Here is a 17,773-nt window from a genome sequence, read left to right as displayed (position 1 = left end):
CGAATGTTATTATTTAATCGTTTGCATTAGATCGAACATAGGTAACATTATCACTAAATATAAGGAAATGATCAGTATCCCTAGCATGATAAATATAGTTGGTTGTATAAATTTAATTAATAATTGTAAATACCTTTCAATTTTTGTAAATATGATTTCGCTATATAATTTTAATTCTATATCTAGTTTCCCTGTCTTTTCACCCTCCTCAATAAAATTAATCAATCCTTCTTCAAAACAAGAAATCTTTTTTAAAATCTCACTTAACTTATGACCACTTTGACTTCCTGTTGCTAATTTTCTAGCAAGATAAATTAAATATGTGTCATTTTTTTGCTTAGAATATATATCAACGATTGATTGTAAGGTCACACCGTTCTTATAAAACAATGCAAATTCTGTAGAAAGTCTGTAAGTTTTATAAAATTTAAAAAAAGTACGTAAAATGGGGATTTTTAATATTATTCTATACTTCAAGTTAATCGATAATTTTTTTGTGATTTTATAAAATAAATAAGAAAAAATTAAGCAGTTTAATGTAATAATAAGTAGTGTTTTAGGTAGATAAATTAATATGGAGGATAAGATTAATTGTGTTTTTGATATTTCAACATCAAAGCTATTATAAAGTGCTTGAAATTCGGATATAATAGTATGATTTAAAATTATCAACATTCCTATAAAAATTGTAATTAATAGTAAGGGATATTGCAGTGTTCTAATTAGTTGTTGCTTCGCTTTGTTATTTCGAATCAAATAGTCTTTTGCATGTGGTAGTGTTGATGTGAGTTCACTAAATAACTCTGAAAAATATATTAACATGATAATAATTTTAGGATATTTTAGAAGTGATAATATTTCATAACATTGTGCACCTTGATCTAGACGTGTATTAATCAGAGAAATTAATTTGGGTGATTTAATTTTTATATGTTGTAATAAAAATTTAAATGATTCCGATAATGTGAAACCATGTTGAAGTAAATCATGTAATCTTTGAAGTAAGTCAATTTGATTCTTTTCGCTGATAAGCATAAATCGAGGTGTATTAAAGGTATCTATTGAGTGTTTCTTCACAAATTTCTCCTTCTTTTGCCATTTCTTGCAATTTGTAAGATAAATTTTTGAATGTATTCGGAAGTGTAAGTTGATTTTCAAAATAAAAGGCTATATCTTCACGGTTTAATTGTTCATAAATAAGGGAACTTTCATTCTTTGAAGTGATTACTAATCTCTGATTAATAATACTTAATACCGTCTGTCGCAGTTCTTGAATAGTAATGCCCATTTCTAATAATCTACTCAATGCTCCTTTACAATTATTTGAATGTATTGTTGAAAGTACTAAATGCCCACTTAAACTTGCATGAATTACTTGTTTAGCAATCATTGCATCCCTGATTTCACCAATGAGTATTATATCAGGATCACACCTCAAAATAGCCTTAAAAGAATTAGCATAATTAATACCTGCTTTTTCGTTGATAGACACTTGTGTAATTCCCTCAACTAAACGCTCTACAGGATCTTCTACGGTAATGATGTTAACATTTAAATGCTCCTTTGCGTGTACTATGAGCTGATACATTAGTGTACTTTTTCCTGATCCCGTCGGACCACTAAACAATATTAACCCTTGTTTTTTATGAACTAGCTTAAATAATTGATTAATACTAAGTGCTTTTGCAGAATTTTGAAAGTATTGAGGTATAATTCTCACTACACAACTTTCAAATCCTAGAGATAAAGGTAAAGTTGAAACTCTTAAATAGTATAATTGTTTGAGTTTGTAAGCATATCTTCCACTTTGCGCAGTGCTATGTGTTGAGACATCTAAGCCAGCTTGATATTTCATATATGTGAGCAATTTCCTATAAATATGAACTTCTACTGTTTCTATAGTGCTTAAATATTCTTTTTTCCTAAATTTAATGTGTACTTTGTTTTGGTCAGGGATAAAGTGTACATCTGATACATTTTCATTAATAGCTTTATCAATAATATTTTTAAAGAGTAACTTCAAAAAAACACCTCCTACAATAATACACGTAGGAGGTGTTAATATTACTTTCTAAAATTAAATTAACCATGCAAGTATGGATTAAGTTGTTCATCTTCTATCGTTGTATATGGCCCATGTCCTGGGAATAAAGGTAAATCATCATCTAGCTTGAATAATTTATCTAATATCGAGTCAACTAATGTTTCATAATCACCTTTATATAAATCGGTTCTTCCTATACCTTGTTTAAATAAAGTATCACCAACTACAGCAAAATCGTCAAATATAAAAGATAAACTACCAGGCGAATGTCCAGGCGTATGAAGTACTTTGAATTTAAAGCCTTCAATTTCCATAGAACCTTCATCAATCTTTTGTGGTGATACGCGACTTGTGACAGGTGTTAATCCATATTGCTTAAATTTCTGTGAACCATTTTTATCAGTATTAGTTAAAAAATCAAATTCACTGTAATGCATATAAACGGGCACCTTATATTTATCAACAATTTGATCTAAAGCACCAATATGGTCGAAATGAGCGTGTGTTAACAATACTGCAATGACAGGTTTATTAATTTGGTTTAATTTTTTTATAATTAATTCATAATCAGCCGCTGGATCAACTATAATGACATGCTTATCATTTTCAATAAAATAAGTATTCGTCTTAACTAAGCCCAATGCTAAACTAGAAATTTGCATTGTTAGTGACCTCCATTATCTAAATGATTTTGAACTGATTTTAGTTTATCATTCATTTTTCGAGATTTATCTCTTCTATCGTCAATTCTGATATTCGTACAAACTCTATCAATACCTTTATCAAAAGGTAATTCATGAATGGCTTGAACGACTTCAAATAAATCTTTCAAATCTCCTTCAATTAAGGTATTCATTGGTGTTAATTGATAGTCAATTTTACCTTGTGCTTTAAATTCTTTTAATTTCGTTTGTATCTCAGCAATATACTTGCTAACACTTGGTCCTTCTGTACCCACAGGTATAACTACTACATCTACTATAGCCATTATTTCACACCTTCCTTTTCAATTATATAAGTATAAATTAAGCCAGCAGCACCAGTAATGCCCGCATCATTACCTAATTTAGCTTGAACAATTTCTGTTCCTTGTTGTGCTGGTGTAAAAGTTAGATTATGGTACTCTGTTTTTATATTTTCAATTAAAATCAAACCAGCTGTAGACATTCCTCCACCTAAAACAATATATTTAGGGTTACTTGTCACGCTGATAATACTGCACAAATATGCAATATAATTAGCTACACGCTCCGTAATAAAGATACAGAATTGATCTCCAGCTTTCGCTGCATCAAATACTGCTTTTGCGGTAACTTGATTATCTTTAATTAATTGAAGTATCGAAGATTTAAACGTTAATTTAGGATAATAAAAATTCACTAAATTAACAACACCTGTCGCGGAAGCAACGGTTTCAATACAACCTGATTTACCACAATTACATTTAAAGCGTTGATCATGGTCAACTCTAAAATGACCAATTTCAGCACCAGAGCCATTATGACCGTGCACAATTTCTCCGTTAGAAATAATACCGCCACCTAGACCAGTGCCTAATGTGATTGCAACTACATCGTCTGCACCATGTCCTGCACCTTTGTGCTTTTCACCTAATGCTGCAACATTAGCATCATTATCAACATAAACAGGACATTCTACAAATTGTTTGAAAATTTCTCTGACATTAACAGTTTCTTTCCAATATAAGTTAACTGCACCATTAACCTCACCTGTTTCAAAATTCACTGGTCCTGGTACACCAATACCAACACCTAACACATCTGAAAAAACAAAGTCAGAATTATCGACATGTTCAACGAAAGATTCATAAACATTTTTCAAAAGTGCATAACCTGTAACATCTGACGTATCAGTCTTTATAGACCATTTCTCAATTTGTTCTAATTGTTGGTCGAATATACCTAGCTTACAAGTTGTACCACCAATATCTGCTGCTAAGATAATTTTTTTCATGTATTTTATTCATCCTTCTCTTATTTTTTAAGGAATACTAATCTAAATCTTGATTTCATCAACAGTCGATCTTAACGTTTTGCATGTTAAAATAGTTGTCTTTTTCCTTAAAATATATTTTTTCTCTGTATAAAACATATATATCTATATTAATATTTTTCATTTCACAAATGCAATGATAACGAATATAAAGATATATTATATAATCAATAACAAAAAATGTGGCTATTGATTGTTAACTGTTTAAACTGCCAATATGGTATGTATCCATATTATAAAAACTACTTACTCATATAATGATTCAAGGCATTAGCGTTCATTTTTCCGTTGATTAATAATTAATTTAGATTTAATATAATCATCTTTGGTAATTAAACTATATTCATACAATGAATGTAGCTCTTGTTCCATCATTTCATAAATATCTTCCTTATCCTTGAAGTAAATGATAAAACCAAATTTTTTTAAAAGTTGTTGCACATCATAAAATGTATTAATCTCATGAATCACCGTCATCGCTCAATTCTTTATTTAAATTAATATAATCATGATTAGTTGGATCTATTTTTAAAGCGGCTTTAATATGTTTTTTTGCTTTATCTTTGTTATCGATAGATCTATTTGCAACCGCTAGTTGGTAATTTAATAATGCAGAATCTGGAAAATTTCTTAAACCTCTTTCCCATGTTGCCATGCCCTCTGATTTTGAATCCGTTGTCGCATTAATTAATCCTTTTAGGTAGTATGTTTCATCATCGGCATAACTTTTATTTACCGTGTGTTGCACCATATCTTCAGCACTTTTATAATTACCATGCTTCATTTCCTTTTCAATGATTGTATTATAAATATTATCCTCTTGAATCGTAAAGATTCGAATTTGAGCTGCAATAAATAAAACAATCATTAAAATTAGAAAAATCCAGAATTTATTTTGGTTAATTTTAAAATAATATCCTATAAGCGTTATTAGTAAACCACCAATAAAACCACCCACATGTGCTATTATATTTACATTTTGCATTAGTAATGAAGCACCAATTAAGATGACTAGGACAATTAATAATTGGCCAATTAACTTTTGATTAAATTGTTTACCAATATGCATAAAAGCAAAAATGGCTCCAATTAAACCAAAAATAGCACCGCTTGCACCAACGGAAACCGTATCTGTATTAAAAGATAACGAAGCAAAATTACCAAATAAGCCAGAAACAAAATAAATAATTAAAAATCGCCAATGCCCAACAATAGCTTCCACTATTTTTCCAAAAATAAATAAACTTAACATATTCATTAATATATGTTCAAAATTATAATGTAAAAATATAGATGATATGAGTCTGTACCATTCTCCATGAACGACGTTAAAATGTACAAGACCTCCAATATCTAAAAGTTTTAAATCAGAAAAATGATTTAAAAATAGCACCATCGAAAGCCAGATAATAATATTAATTACAATTAATGAATATGTAACTGGTGCAAATTTAAGCATATGTTTTTCAATAGGATTATTATTTAATGCTCTTTGCTTATAATAGCCTTTTGTATGCTTCGTACTGCGATTAAACATAAATTTCACTAAAAAATTGGGCATTATTTTATCCATATGTTCAACTTGTCGAATAATTTTTACTTTGAATTTAACTGATTTTAGCTCGTCTAAATTTTCATTTGTAAATGTTTTATCAGTGTAAATATATAAATTATAATTTTTGGGTTTGAAACCTAAAAATGTAATAATATCTTCTTCATGGTCTTGAACTCTACTTTTATCAAATCTAACTTCTTGTGTAGAATTAGCACCAAATTTAAATATTGCAACAGATTGCTTTCTTTTATTTGCAAGCCAAATTTCAGAATCATCTTGATTACGATGTACTACTTGATAGTTTAAATATTTTACCCAAGTATAAATTGACTTCCAAAAGTGCTTTTCAGTTATCATTTTTTCCTCCATTAATTCGTAGTCGCTATAATTAATTTTTGCACGGGTTGATCATGTGCTTCTATTTCAAAATCATTCATTTGGAAGTCATAAATTAAACTTATCGTTGGCTGGTGATGCTGTGATAAAAATTTATCAAAATAGCCCCCACCATAACCGATTCTATAGCCTTTGTTATTGAATACTACACCTGGTACTATTAACAAGTCTAAATCATTAGTTATTTCAGTATTACTTGTAACATAATTAATTCCTTTATCGTCAGGTGCAAGATTCGATAAATCATCTAAACCTTTAAATGACATTGTTTTAGTTTTATAATCAGTTTCTGGTACATATACATTTTTATCATCATTTAGCATTTTTGAAATGATTGGATAAGTATCGACTTCATGTGCCATTGAGAGCACAATGCCAATACGTTTTGCCGATTTATATTCAGATGAACTCAATAATTGTTGTGTTAAGTATTGGTCAGCAGATAATTTTTGATCTTGTTCGGAAAATTGCTTCATTATTTTTATTATTTCTTTTCTTAATGAACGTTTACTCATATATGACACCTTCCCATTTTATATCCTCTTTTATTATAACGATAAAAATATATTATGTCATCATACTGCTATTTCAATATATTTTTGAAAAAAAATAACCAGATTCAAATTTTAGAATCTGGTTAAAATTTTTATTATTTTGTTTCACGGTGCAATGTATGTTTGTTATCACGAGCACAGTGTTTTTTCATTTCGATACGTTCAGGATTAGTACGTTTATTTTTTGTTGTAATGTAGTTTCTTTCTCCACATTCTGTGCAAGCTAGTGTTACGTTTACGCGCATGCTAATTCCTCCTTACCTTTTCAAAATACGACTTATTTATCATACCATTTAGTTATAAAATTGAAAAGTATTATTTTTTAATATAGACCATACCCATAGGTTTTAAACTTAAAATAGGCTGTTTATGGTTTACTTTTTATCTTTTTCCTTAAAATAATAGTTAATTATATCGCGACCTAAGTCACCACCATTAAGCCAAGGTTCTGGAACAGGTTGATTAGTATATACAATTGAAAATGCTAATTTTGGATCTTCAATTGGTGCATAACCAACATAAGTTGAATTTACTTTTGGTTCACCATCTTGGAATACTTCTGCTGTACCAGTTTTACCAGCTGAAGGGACAACCGTATCATTGAAACTTTGATAGCCTGTACCTTCTTTTTCATTAAATGCCATTTTAAAACCTTCTTGTACTTGGTTAACTTGGTCTGATGTATTGTTAACTTTGTTTAATACGTCGCCTTTTACTTTCTGTTTAACTGGACCTAAGGAATCTTTATTTGTTGCTTTTCTAATTTCTAAGCCAATATGTGGTTGAATTCTATAACCATCGTTTGCAATTGTAGAAGCATATTGTGATAACTGCAATGGTGAATAAGTATCATATTGTCCAATTGCTAAATCTAAATAGTTTCCTGGATTATCTGTTAATGGTTCTATCTGACCGCCAGTTTCATTTGGTAAATCGATACCTGTTTTAACGCCTAAACCAACTTGATTTAACCCTTTTCGTAATTTTTGACCTGCTTCTGAAATATCAGTAGGCAATGTCATATTTGGTGAGTATGGTGAACCAGCAATTTTTAATGCTGTTTTAAACATGTATACGTTTGATGAATGCATTAAAGCTTCTTTATCATCAATCGTTACTTTACCATCTTGGTTGAAGTATGAACGTTTAGAGAGACCGCCTGCAAATTTTAATGGTTCATCAACCATTTTCTCACCAACATTAATGGCATCATTTTGGTAACCTGCTAATAATGTTCCACCTTTAACAGACGATCCAACAGCGTATTGTGACGTGAACGTTCCGATATCATAATCGGTTAAATCACCGTTTTTATCAATTTGTTTACCTGCCATCGCTAAAATATCACCATTATTAGGATTTTGGACAACCACTAAAGCATTGTCCATGTCTTTAGCACCTTCACTACGTAATTTGCTTATTTGTTTTTCCAAATACGCTTCTGTTTTCTTTTGTAAGTCTATATCAATACTTAAAACAAGATCGTCTCCACGTGATCCTTCATGAATTACTTGTGAATCAATGACTTCTCCTGATTTATCTGTTGTGTATTTCATTTCTTTCTTTTTACCTTTAAGAATATTATCGTATTGATATTCTAAATAAGATTTTCCTACACGATCATTTCTTGAATATCCTTTTGATAAATATTGTTCTGTTAATTCTTTTGGAATACCTTCTTGTGTAGTAGAGACATCACCAAAAATACCGCGTAATGTATCATCATATGGATACTTTCGATCCCAATCCATCGTGGTATTAACGCCTGGTAAATCAGAAAGTTTTTGTGACACTGCAGCATATTCTTCATCTGTAACATCTTCATTTTTAATCATTTGAGGATCTAATGCAGAACCAGACATCATTTCTCTAAATATTGCTAAAACTTGTAAATCTTTATCAGAAAATGAATCAAATTGTTTCTTTCCAATTTTTTTATGTAATGTTTCATCATATTGTTCTTGAGTAATACTTCCATCATCTAATAATGATTGTTCTTTTTTCATTAATTCATCAGCTTTATTAGGGTGCTTTAAAATCCAAAAATCTTGTTTATCTCGATCTGTAATTTTATCAGTATCCATTTTTATAAGTTTTGATAAATCATTAGCTATTTTTAAAACCTCTGATTGCGACGTTTTTCTTCCACGAGAAAAAGTAATGGCTTTTTTAGATGCATTATCTACTAGGACTTTACCATTTCTATCGAGAATTCTCCCTCTTGGAACAGCTTCATTAACAGTTAAATTTTCACTGTTTTTAATTAATTGCTTATAATGAGAGCCCTGCGCAATTTGCAAATAACCTAATCGTAAAACAATAACCGCAAAAATAAATACAATTAGACCAAACACAAAGCTTATTCTTTTGTTCATCGTATTTCTTATTTTCTCATCGTTTGATTTTTCCTTTAATCTTTTTAGCAAAACAACATACCTCTATTCAAAAGTGATCACTTTAAATGATATATGAAATTGACACAGATTTCTATTATTTTAAATAAAAAAATGACGACCTGTGTAAGGCCGTCAAAAATAGAAGCTTAATTATTTAGCAGCGTTATATAATTCATCAACTTTTTCCCAATTTACAACGTTCCAGAAAGCACTAATATATTCTGGGCGTTTGTTTTGGTATTTAAGATAATAAGCATGTTCCCAAACGTCTAAGCCTAGGATTGGTGTTTTACCTTCTGTAAGTGGGTTATCTTGGTTTGGAGTTGTAACAATTTCTAAATTACCATTATTAACAACTAGCCAAGCCCATCCTGAACCAAAACGAGCTGCAGCTTTATCTGCAAATTCTTCTTTAAATGCATCTAAAGAACCCCATTGTTCTTTAATTTTATCAACTACAGTTCCTTTTTCTTCAGAGTTTGGAGTTAATAATTCCCAGAATAATGAATGGTTTAAGTGTCCACCACCATTATTTCTAACAGCTGTTTGAATATCTTCTGGTACACTGTCTAAATTTGCAATAATTTCTTCAATTGATTTAGACTCTAAATCAGTACCTTCAATTGCTGCATTTAATTTAGTAACATAAGTGTTATGATGTTTGTCGTGATGGATTTCCATTGTTTGTTGATCAATATGTGGTTCTAATGCGTCAGAACCATAAGGTAAGTTTGGTAATTCAAAAGCCATAAATAATCATCCTCCTAATTAATCTGTAAATAAAGCATAACAACTAAAAATGATTACAACAATGAATATGCTTACAAACTTATTCAAAAGTCATAAAATTATATTTGTTATCTTTAGTTCCTTTATTATTATATCTCAAATTAATGGATTTTAAACATAATAGACAAAGTATTTTAAAAATTCAATATAATTCAGACTATTGACCTATGTTTAGAAGGAAACTTTTTTGTAATAAGCGTCGATTGGTGCTATTTTACATTTAGAGATACACTGGAAATTTTAAGCATGCTGACAAGCTTCACATACTCCATAAACTTCTAATTTGTGGGTGTGGATTGCAACTTTAGGTAAAAACGCTTTTATCTGTTCAATTGGACAAAAATCAATTATTTTTGTATCACCACAGGATTCACAAATAAAATGATGGTGATGATGATCTGTACATGCAATTCTAAATTTCATTTCACCATCGAGTTCCGTGCCCTCAACGATACCTAAATCTTTAAATAAATGTAAATTTCGATATATCGTATCAAATGAAATACCTGGATAATCTTTATCTAATTTTTGTTGTATATGTTTTGCGTTAATATACTTATCTTCTTCTATAAAAACATTTATCATATCTCTTCTTTTATTTGTATATTTGTGTCCTTCTGCTTTTAGAATATTAATTGCTTCGTCTATTTTCATTATTAATAGCCCCTTTCACAGTTTTTAATTTGAACTTTTGATATGACATCATTATTGCTAATAAAAGAACAAGTAATACGACAATCACGCCACCAGGAGAAATATTCATATAAAATGCTAATACTAGCCCTGCTATAACTGAAAATTCTCCAATTAACACACTCAATATAATCAGTTGTTTGAAACCTTTTGTCATACGCATTGCGATAGCTATCGGCAATGTAATTAATGCACTTACTAGTAATATACCTACTACTCTCATAGATGCTGATATGACCATTGCGACTATAATGATAAATAAAAACTGTATCCATTTCGGAATACCTATAACTTTACTATATTCTTCATCGAATGATAGTATGAATAACTCTTTGTAAAATAACAATATAAATGCTAATACGATGATAACGATTGCGATAATGGTTGATAAATCACTGATAGTTACAGCACTAATGGAACCAAATAATAAACCAACAATTTCTTGATTAAAACCATCTGCTAATGAAATAAAAATAGCACTTAATGCTATGCCTGCACTCATAATAATTGGTATCGCGATTTCTTGGTAATTACTATACGATGTCCTAAGCTTTTCGATTAATAATGCACCAATGACTGCGAATAATATACCAAACCACATCGGATTAATAAATGTAAGTGCAGGTGCAATCGTCACGAAAAACATACCAAAAGAAATACCGCCAAGTGTAACGTGACTTAATGCATCTGCAATTAAAGATAGCCTTCGAACAACAATAAATGCACCGATTAATGGGGCAATAAAGCCAATCAAAATACCACTTATCAGAGAGTATCTCATAAAATCAAAATTTAATAATGCCTCAATCATGATGAACAACACTCCCTATTATGTTGATGGTCTACAAATTGAATAGGATGACCATATATTTTAGATATTTCCACTTCATCTAACGACTTAAAATCCTCTGTTGTGCCATGAAAATGTAGATGCTTGTTTAAACATGCTACTTCTGTAGCGGTATCTGCTACAACACCTATATCATGGGTAACTAAAATGATTGTTACTCCTTCATTTTTTAAGGTCTCTAATGTTTCATAGAATTCACTAACGTGTTTTGCATCTATACCGTTAGTCGGTTCATCTAGTATAAGTACTGAGGGGTTGCTAATCAAAGCTCGCGCTATTAATACACGTTGTTGTTGCCCACCCGATAATTCTGCAATATTTTTATTAATTAAATGACCTATATTCAAACGATTTAATACGTCCACCACTTTATGTTCATCATTTTTATTAAACCATTGAAATAACTTTTTACGTTTTGTAAGCCCACTCATAACAACTTCCTTGACACTCGCAGGAAAGCCCGCTTTAAATGCTTGGGCTTTTTGTGAAACATAACTAATTTTATATAAAGATTGCTTTCCATTATATGCTTTGCCATCTACAAATATTTCACCTTTTTGCAAAGGTAAAAGTCCTAATATAATTTTTAGCAAAGTTGATTTACCAGCACCATTTGGTCCAACTATAGCCAAAAATTGACCTTTATTAATTTTAATGTTTATGTTTTCTAATACTTTTTTGTTTTCAAAATAATAATCAATATTTTTTAATTCGAACACTGGAGTAGTCATCTTTTCACCTCGTTCTATACTATACAACTTGTTAACAATTATGTAAATAGTAATGTTTACGAATTAACAAAAAGGATGAAATAGAGCCCAATTATAAATTGAGTTTACTATTCCATCCTTCAAAACATTATTTTATTCAGTACTTTATTTGGTTATTATCCAGTCTTTTTAAGTGTTATTGCATTAAAATTTTATCCTTTAACTCAGGATCAAATTGTTGTTGTTTAAGCATTTCAATTTCAAATTTATACGGTGGTTTTTTATTCTTTTTATCTTCACCTACATATGGTGTTTCAAGTATTTTGGGAATATCTTTGAACGTATCATGATGAACGATATAATTTAAAGCATCAAAACCGATATAACCAAAGCCTATATTTTCGTGTCTATCTTTATGTGCGCCAATATCATTTTTACTATCATTTACATGAACAACCTTTATTCTATCGATACCAATAATCTTATCAAATTCATTTAATACACCATCGAAATCTTCTTTTACGTTATAGCCTGCATCATGTGTATGACAAGTATCGAAACACACAGATAAACGTTCATTATGCTTAACGCCATCTATAATTCGAGCGATTTCTTCAAAATTTCTTCCAATTTCTGACCCTTTACCAGCCATTGTTTCAAGTGCGATGCGTACATTATTATCATTTGTAAGTACTTCATTTAGTCCTTCTATGATCTTATTAATACCAGCATCTGCACCTTCTCCTACATGTGAACCTGGATGCAATACTATATCTTTAGCTCCTATTGCTTGAGTTCTTTCAATTTCACTTTGTAGAAATTCAACACCTAAATTAAACACATGAGGTTTAACAGTATTCGCAATATTTATAATATAAGGTGCATGCACTACAATATTTGAAAGCCCATAAGTTTGCATCAATTCTTGACCTTGATCAATATTTAATTCTTCTATAGGCTTTCTTCTTGTGTTTTGTGGTGCACCTGTATAAATCATGAAAGTAGATTCACCGAATTTATGTGCTTCTTCAGCTGAACCTGCTAACATTTTCTTGCCATTCATAGATACGTGAGATCCTAATAACATAGTAGTCACCAATCCTTTATTTATTTTTTCTGGCTTGACGATTTTGTTTCTTACTGAATTTTTTACGCTCTTGACGTTTTAAATGTTCTAGATCACGTTGGAATTTTTTCTTATAGCCAGGTTTTACTTTTTTCTTGTTTCTCTTCACTTTGTTTTTTAATTCGTTTGTTAAATGATCATCTTTATTTTTACGTGATTGTCGTGTATTGTGTGCCTTTATTGGTGTCAATTCATCGTTTTTTATATCAACATTCTCAAATTGATAACCTCGTTGTTCTATTAACGCGATGTTTTCTTCTTCCTCAGGGCTGTATAGGGTAATTGCAACACCTTTATATTGACCTCTACCAGTACGTCCAACACGATGCGTGAAGAAATCAATATCATTTGGTACATCAAAGTTAATGACATGACTTACGCCTTCAATATCTATCCCACGTGAAGCTAAATCACTTGCGATAACAAATTGAAATTCTAAGTTACGAATACGTTTCATTTGTTGTTTACGCTCTCTAGGAGTTAAACCACCATGAATCATACCTAATTTTAATCCCGCAGCATTTAACTGGTCTGCAAGTTCGTTTGCATTATCACGACTATTACAAAATATAATACATAGATATGGATTTAAAATATCAATGAGTTTTATCGTTTTTTCTATCTTTGCCTCTCCCTTTGTTGGAATTAAAAAGAATTCAATGTTTTTGTTATTCTTTTGAACATTTTCAATTTCAACATATTCAGGATTTTCTAAATATTTATTTAAAAATGGATGTAATGATTTAGGGATTGTAGCGCTAAACACAGCTATATGAGATTGTTCATCTAAGCGTGTAGCAATATGGTCTACCTCTTCTATTAATCCTAAATCAATCATTAAGTCAGCTTCATCCACAACTAAATAAGAAGCTAAGTGCACATGTAAATCCCCATGTTTAGCTAGGTCGTTTATCCGTGTTGGCGTACCTATAATAAGTTGCGGTTGGTTCTTAGCGCGTTGTCTATCTTTTTCAATATCAGTGCCACCAATGAAAAGTTTAACAGATAAGCCACCTTTATAATCAGCTAAATGGCTAGCAACATCAAATAATTGTTGTGCTAATTCTCTTGTTGGTGCAACAATGATTGCTTGTGGTTCTTTAACATCGACATTTATTAAATGTACTAATGGTAATAAAAAGGCGTGGGATTTGCCAGTGCCTGTTTGTGATTGTCCAATTAAGTTTACTTGTTTTAATATTTTTGGAATTACTCTATTTTGTACTTCTGTAGGTTGATTAAAGTTCAAATTTCGTACCGCGTCAATTAAACTAGGGTCTAAATTAAACTTATCAAATGGGTGATTTGCCATGATTTGGCCTCCTTAAATCTTCATCTTTTCTATTATAAAGCATTCACAAACGATTTTGAACTAATTATTTTTTATCTAACCGTTGATGGTAAATATAGTTTGAAAGTAAGAGAGGCTGGGACATAAAGTAATGCCTCAGCCTAAAGTAAATGGTAGTCGTTGACTGAAATAAAATTTTAAATAATTATCTTTTCCAAATTTCAACTATTCTTAGTCGGAAGGATTAATGAAATTTTATTTCTTCCAGTTATATCAATAACAATTATAAATAATTAAACGGATCCGTGTTGAGTTTAGATGCCTTAATTTCAAAAGTAATATCATCCGGTTTAATCCAATTAATTAATAAGTCACACAAACCATCTTTCATTACATATTCACTATAATGATTAATATCTAATAAGTTAATACCCGCAATTTTTGCATCTAAGGCATCATGATGTTTGATATCACCAGTTATAAAAATGTCTGCGCCTTGTTGATCCGCTTGATACTCAAATCCAATACCCGAACCACCTATAATCGCAACCTTTTTAATCGTTTGCTTTAAATTTCCAATAAATCTAACACTTGGCATTTCCAATTGTGTTTTGACATGCTTCACAAAAGTAGGTGCATCCATCTCAGATTCCAATTCTCCAATCATACCTAAACCGTAATTTGCTTCTTTTTCCATTTCTATAAAATCAAAAACTGGCGTTTCATATGGATGGTTCGTTTTAATTAATTGTTCTGCTAAATGCTTTTGGTTTTCATCAATCATAAATTCTAATTTAAACTCGTTAACTTCTTCGATTTTATCTAATGTTCCAATATGTGGTTGAACATTACCAGTGGGTTTGAATTGCCCATTTCCTGGGCTCTCAAAGAAACAATATTTATAATTTCCTTCTTCAGCTAAACCTGCATCACTCAAAGCATCTTTAAATGATTTAAGGTTTGCTTCTGGTATAAACACTTGCACTTTATAGTATTTTAAAATTTCTGGATTCAAGATATGTTGATTATTCAATTGAAGTTTTTCTGCTAACATCGCATTAACACCTTTTGGGTAAACATCTAGATTTGTATGCAAAGCAATTAAATTCATATCATTTTTAATTAACTTTCGTAAAATAGCGCCATAACCATCTTGATGAATGATATTTTTAACACCTTTAAATATGAGTGGATGATGACAAATAATAGTGTTAAAATCATGATTTATTGCTTCATCAACGACCTCATTGGTACAATCTAAAGCGGTTAAAACACCTGAAATTTCAGCAGATTCATCTCCGATTAACAAGCCAACATTATCCCATGATTCTGCAGTTTTAAATGGCACATGTTGATTTATTATTTGAAGTAACGTTTTGACTTTCATTTACAACACCTCATTAATTAAATTGATTTCGTTGTTAATTTCATTTAATCGCTCGCCATGTTTTTCAGAGTCCAAATGACTTTTGATTTTTTGCAATGCTTGTCGTTCTCTTTCCCATTTTTTGAAAAATAATTCATGTTTCTTTTTTAATAAAATCGGTCCAAACTTTAATTCCGATTTAGTAAGTGTTTGTGGCTGTTGTTCACAAAAATCTGCTACGATTATTTCATAGATATGACCTTTTTCTTCTAAAATTACTTCTTCAATAATATTATAATGCATGGATTCTAACAAATTTCTAATCGCGCTAGATTGTATGTTACTTTGTAAAATAAGCCTTGGATGTGCGGTTAATTTTTCTTTACCTTCTTCAAGGATTTTAGCTATTAGTGGCCCACCCATACCACAAATTGTAATGGAATTGATTTGATCATTCGACTGTATTATCGATAATCCATCACCTAATCTAACATCAACATGATTTACTAAATCATGTTCTACAACATTCTTTTTCGAAGCTTCGAATGGACCTTTGATTACTTCTCCAGCAATTGCATTTTTGACTAAATTATTTTCAATCGCATAAATCGGAAGATATGCATGATCTGAACCAATATCTGCTAAGCAATCTCCTGTTATAAATGTACTCACTTTTTTTAATCTTTCATTTAATGTAACCATAAAAGCGCTCCTCCATGTAAATGTAAAAAGCTCTTTTGTACGACAAGGTACAAAAGAGCTGAAAAATTAGTCCATAAAGTCTTTAAGACGTTTACTTCTACTCGGATGTCTTAATTTTCTCAATGCTTTAGCTTCAATTTGACGAATACGCTCTCTAGTAACACCGAAGACTTTACCAACTTCTTCTAGCGTACGTGTTCTTCCGTCGTCAAGTCCAAAACGCAAGCGTAGTACATTTTCTTCTCTGTCAGTTAATGTATCTAAGACATCTTCCAGTTGTTCTTTTAATAATTCATAAGCCGCATGATCAGATGGACTTTGAGCTTCTTGGTCTTCGATAAAATCACCTAAGTGACTATCGTCTTCTTCACCAATTGGTGTTTCTAATGAAACTGGCTCCTGAGCTATTTTTAATATTTCTCTTACTTTTTCAGGTGGTAAATCCATTTCTTCACCAATTTCTTCTGGAGCTGGATCACGACCTAAATCTTGTAATAGTTGTCTTTGTACACGGATTAATTTATTGATTGTTTCTACCATATGCACTGGAATACGTATTGTACGAGCTTGGTCTGCAATTGCACGTGTAATTGCTTGACGTATCCACCAAGTTGCATATGTTGAAAATTTAAATCCTTTATTGAAATCGAACTTTTCAACTGCTTTAATTAAGCCCATATTACCTTCTTGAATTAAATCTAAGAAAAGCATGCCACGGCCAACATATCTTTTGGCTATACTGACTACTAAACGCAAGTTTGCTTCAGCTAATCTTGATTTAGCGACTTCGTCACCTTGTTCAATTCTTTTAGCTAATTCTATTTCTTCTTGCGCATTTAATAAATCGACACGTCCGATTTCTTTAAGATACATACGTACAGGGTCATTAATTTTAACACCTGGAGGAGCACTTAAATCATTAGGATTTAATTTAGCATCTTTGTCAAAACTATCTTTTTCGTTTACCAAACTGATATCGTTATCTGTTAATTGATCAAATAGTTCATCCATTTGATCAGAATCCATCTCGAAGTTTTGCAATTTCTCTGCAATCTCTTCGTGGCTAAGATGCCCTTCTTTTTTACCTTTTTCAATTAAGTGTTTTTTTACATCTTCTAAAGTTAGAGATGGGTCAATTGTTTGCTTTTTAAGTGTAACTTTATTTCCAGACATGAAAAGGCCTCCCGAATATAATATCAACTTGAAACCGTGATATCATTTGATAGATAATCTTAATATTATCTACCCATAATTCATACGATTTATTCAAGTTGTTAAACCCAATAAT

At 30.6% G+C, this 17,773-nt stretch carries 19 protein-coding genes; all 19 read right to left on the bottom strand.

Annotation, left to right across the window (positions count from 1 at the left end; genetic code table 11):
* Positions 1 to 9: 9 nt before the first annotated feature.
* Positions 10 to 1,077: a competence type IV pilus assembly protein ComGB gene (comGB, locus tag FYJ81_RS01545; RefSeq protein WP_326750755.1), complete on the bottom strand. Its 1,068-nt coding sequence runs from the start codon at positions 1,075 to 1,077 to the stop codon at positions 10 to 12.
* Positions 1,049 to 2,023, bottom strand: coding sequence for a competence type IV pilus ATPase ComGA (comGA, locus tag FYJ81_RS01540; RefSeq protein ID WP_107386654.1), 975 nt, complete (start codon positions 2,021 to 2,023; stop codon positions 1,049 to 1,051). The genes comGB and comGA overlap by 29 nt, the downstream gene beginning before the upstream one ends.
* Positions 2,024 to 2,082: 59 nt before the next feature.
* Complete coding sequence (locus FYJ81_RS01535) at positions 2,083 to 2,706, bottom strand: MBL fold metallo-hydrolase (RefSeq protein WP_107385049.1); 624 nt, start codon at positions 2,704 to 2,706, stop codon at positions 2,083 to 2,085.
* 2 nt (positions 2,707 to 2,708) lie between these two features.
* Positions 2,709 to 3,032, bottom strand: coding sequence for an MTH1187 family thiamine-binding protein (locus tag FYJ81_RS01530; protein ID WP_107385048.1), 324 nt, complete (start codon positions 3,030 to 3,032; stop codon positions 2,709 to 2,711).
* A complete protein-coding gene (locus FYJ81_RS01525) occupies positions 3,032 to 4,018 on the bottom strand; it encodes a glucokinase (RefSeq protein ID WP_019469350.1) in 987 nt (328 codons plus the stop codon). Before FYJ81_RS01525 ends, FYJ81_RS01530 begins: the two co-directional genes overlap by 1 nt.
* A 309-nt stretch (positions 4,019 to 4,327) precedes the next feature.
* Positions 4,328 to 4,534: a YqgQ family protein gene (locus FYJ81_RS01520; protein WP_107385046.1), complete on the bottom strand. Its 207-nt coding sequence runs from the start codon at positions 4,532 to 4,534 to the stop codon at positions 4,328 to 4,330.
* Entirely contained in the window at positions 4,518 to 5,969 is a 1,452-nt protein-coding gene (locus tag FYJ81_RS01515) for a rhomboid family intramembrane serine protease (protein ID WP_107385045.1), read from the bottom strand. The genes FYJ81_RS01520 and FYJ81_RS01515 overlap by 17 nt, the downstream gene beginning before the upstream one ends.
* 11 nt (positions 5,970 to 5,980) lie before the next feature.
* Positions 5,981 to 6,523 carry a 5-formyltetrahydrofolate cyclo-ligase gene (locus FYJ81_RS01510; protein ID WP_107386680.1) on the bottom strand — a complete coding sequence of 181 codons (543 nt, stop codon included), beginning with the start codon at positions 6,521 to 6,523 and terminating at the stop codon, positions 5,981 to 5,983.
* Between the two features lie 134 nt (positions 6,524 to 6,657).
* On the bottom strand, positions 6,658 to 6,807 hold the full coding sequence (gene rpmG, locus FYJ81_RS01505; RefSeq protein ID WP_019469354.1) for a 50S ribosomal protein L33: 150 nt from the start codon (positions 6,805 to 6,807) through the stop codon (positions 6,658 to 6,660).
* A gap of 129 nt (positions 6,808 to 6,936) precedes the next feature.
* Positions 6,937 to 8,988 (bottom strand): peptidoglycan D,D-transpeptidase FtsI family protein, encoded by a 2,052-nt coding sequence (locus FYJ81_RS01500; protein ID WP_107385043.1) that lies wholly within the window; start codon positions 8,986 to 8,988, stop codon positions 6,937 to 6,939.
* Positions 8,989 to 9,108: 120 nt separating this feature from the next.
* Positions 9,109 to 9,708 (bottom strand): superoxide dismutase, encoded by a 600-nt coding sequence (locus FYJ81_RS01495; RefSeq protein WP_019469356.1) that lies wholly within the window; start codon positions 9,706 to 9,708, stop codon positions 9,109 to 9,111.
* Positions 9,709 to 9,987: 279 nt separating this feature from the next.
* Entirely contained in the window at positions 9,988 to 10,401 is a 414-nt protein-coding gene (locus FYJ81_RS01490; protein ID WP_107386512.1) for a Fur family transcriptional regulator, read from the bottom strand.
* Entirely contained in the window at positions 10,379 to 11,251 is an 873-nt protein-coding gene (locus FYJ81_RS01485) for a metal ABC transporter permease (protein ID WP_019469358.1), read from the bottom strand. The genes FYJ81_RS01490 and FYJ81_RS01485 overlap by 23 nt, the downstream gene beginning before the upstream one ends.
* Positions 11,248 to 12,021: a metal ABC transporter ATP-binding protein gene (locus FYJ81_RS01480; RefSeq protein ID WP_107386513.1), complete on the bottom strand. Its 774-nt coding sequence runs from the start codon at positions 12,019 to 12,021 to the stop codon at positions 11,248 to 11,250. Before FYJ81_RS01480 ends, FYJ81_RS01485 begins: the two co-directional genes overlap by 4 nt.
* 175 nt (positions 12,022 to 12,196) lie before the next feature.
* Positions 12,197 to 13,087 carry a deoxyribonuclease IV gene (locus tag FYJ81_RS01475; protein ID WP_107386514.1) on the bottom strand — a complete coding sequence of 297 codons (891 nt, stop codon included), beginning with the start codon at positions 13,085 to 13,087 and terminating at the stop codon, positions 12,197 to 12,199.
* A 16-nt stretch (positions 13,088 to 13,103) separates the two neighbouring features.
* A complete protein-coding gene (locus FYJ81_RS01470) occupies positions 13,104 to 14,438 on the bottom strand; it encodes a DEAD/DEAH box helicase (RefSeq protein WP_107386515.1) in 1,335 nt (444 codons plus the stop codon).
* Positions 14,439 to 14,700: 262 nt separating this feature from the next.
* Entirely contained in the window at positions 14,701 to 15,804 is a 1,104-nt protein-coding gene (locus tag FYJ81_RS01465; protein ID WP_154409232.1) for a Nif3-like dinuclear metal center hexameric protein, read from the bottom strand.
* Positions 15,805 to 16,485 carry a tRNA (adenine(22)-N(1))-methyltransferase gene (locus tag FYJ81_RS01460; protein ID WP_107386517.1) on the bottom strand — a complete coding sequence of 227 codons (681 nt, stop codon included), beginning with the start codon at positions 16,483 to 16,485 and terminating at the stop codon, positions 15,805 to 15,807.
* 66 nt (positions 16,486 to 16,551) lie between these two features.
* Entirely contained in the window at positions 16,552 to 17,658 is a 1,107-nt protein-coding gene (rpoD, locus tag FYJ81_RS01455; protein ID WP_154409231.1) for an RNA polymerase sigma factor RpoD, read from the bottom strand.
* Between the last annotated feature and the right edge of the window lie 115 nt (positions 17,659 to 17,773).

The organism is Staphylococcus sp. McC-251-APC-3A2, assembly GCF_009695665.1.
In the GTDB taxonomy this organism is placed as follows: Bacteria; Bacillota; Bacilli; order Staphylococcales; family Staphylococcaceae; genus Staphylococcus; species Staphylococcus cohnii.
This window is presented reverse-complemented; position numbering and strand designations above follow the sequence as displayed.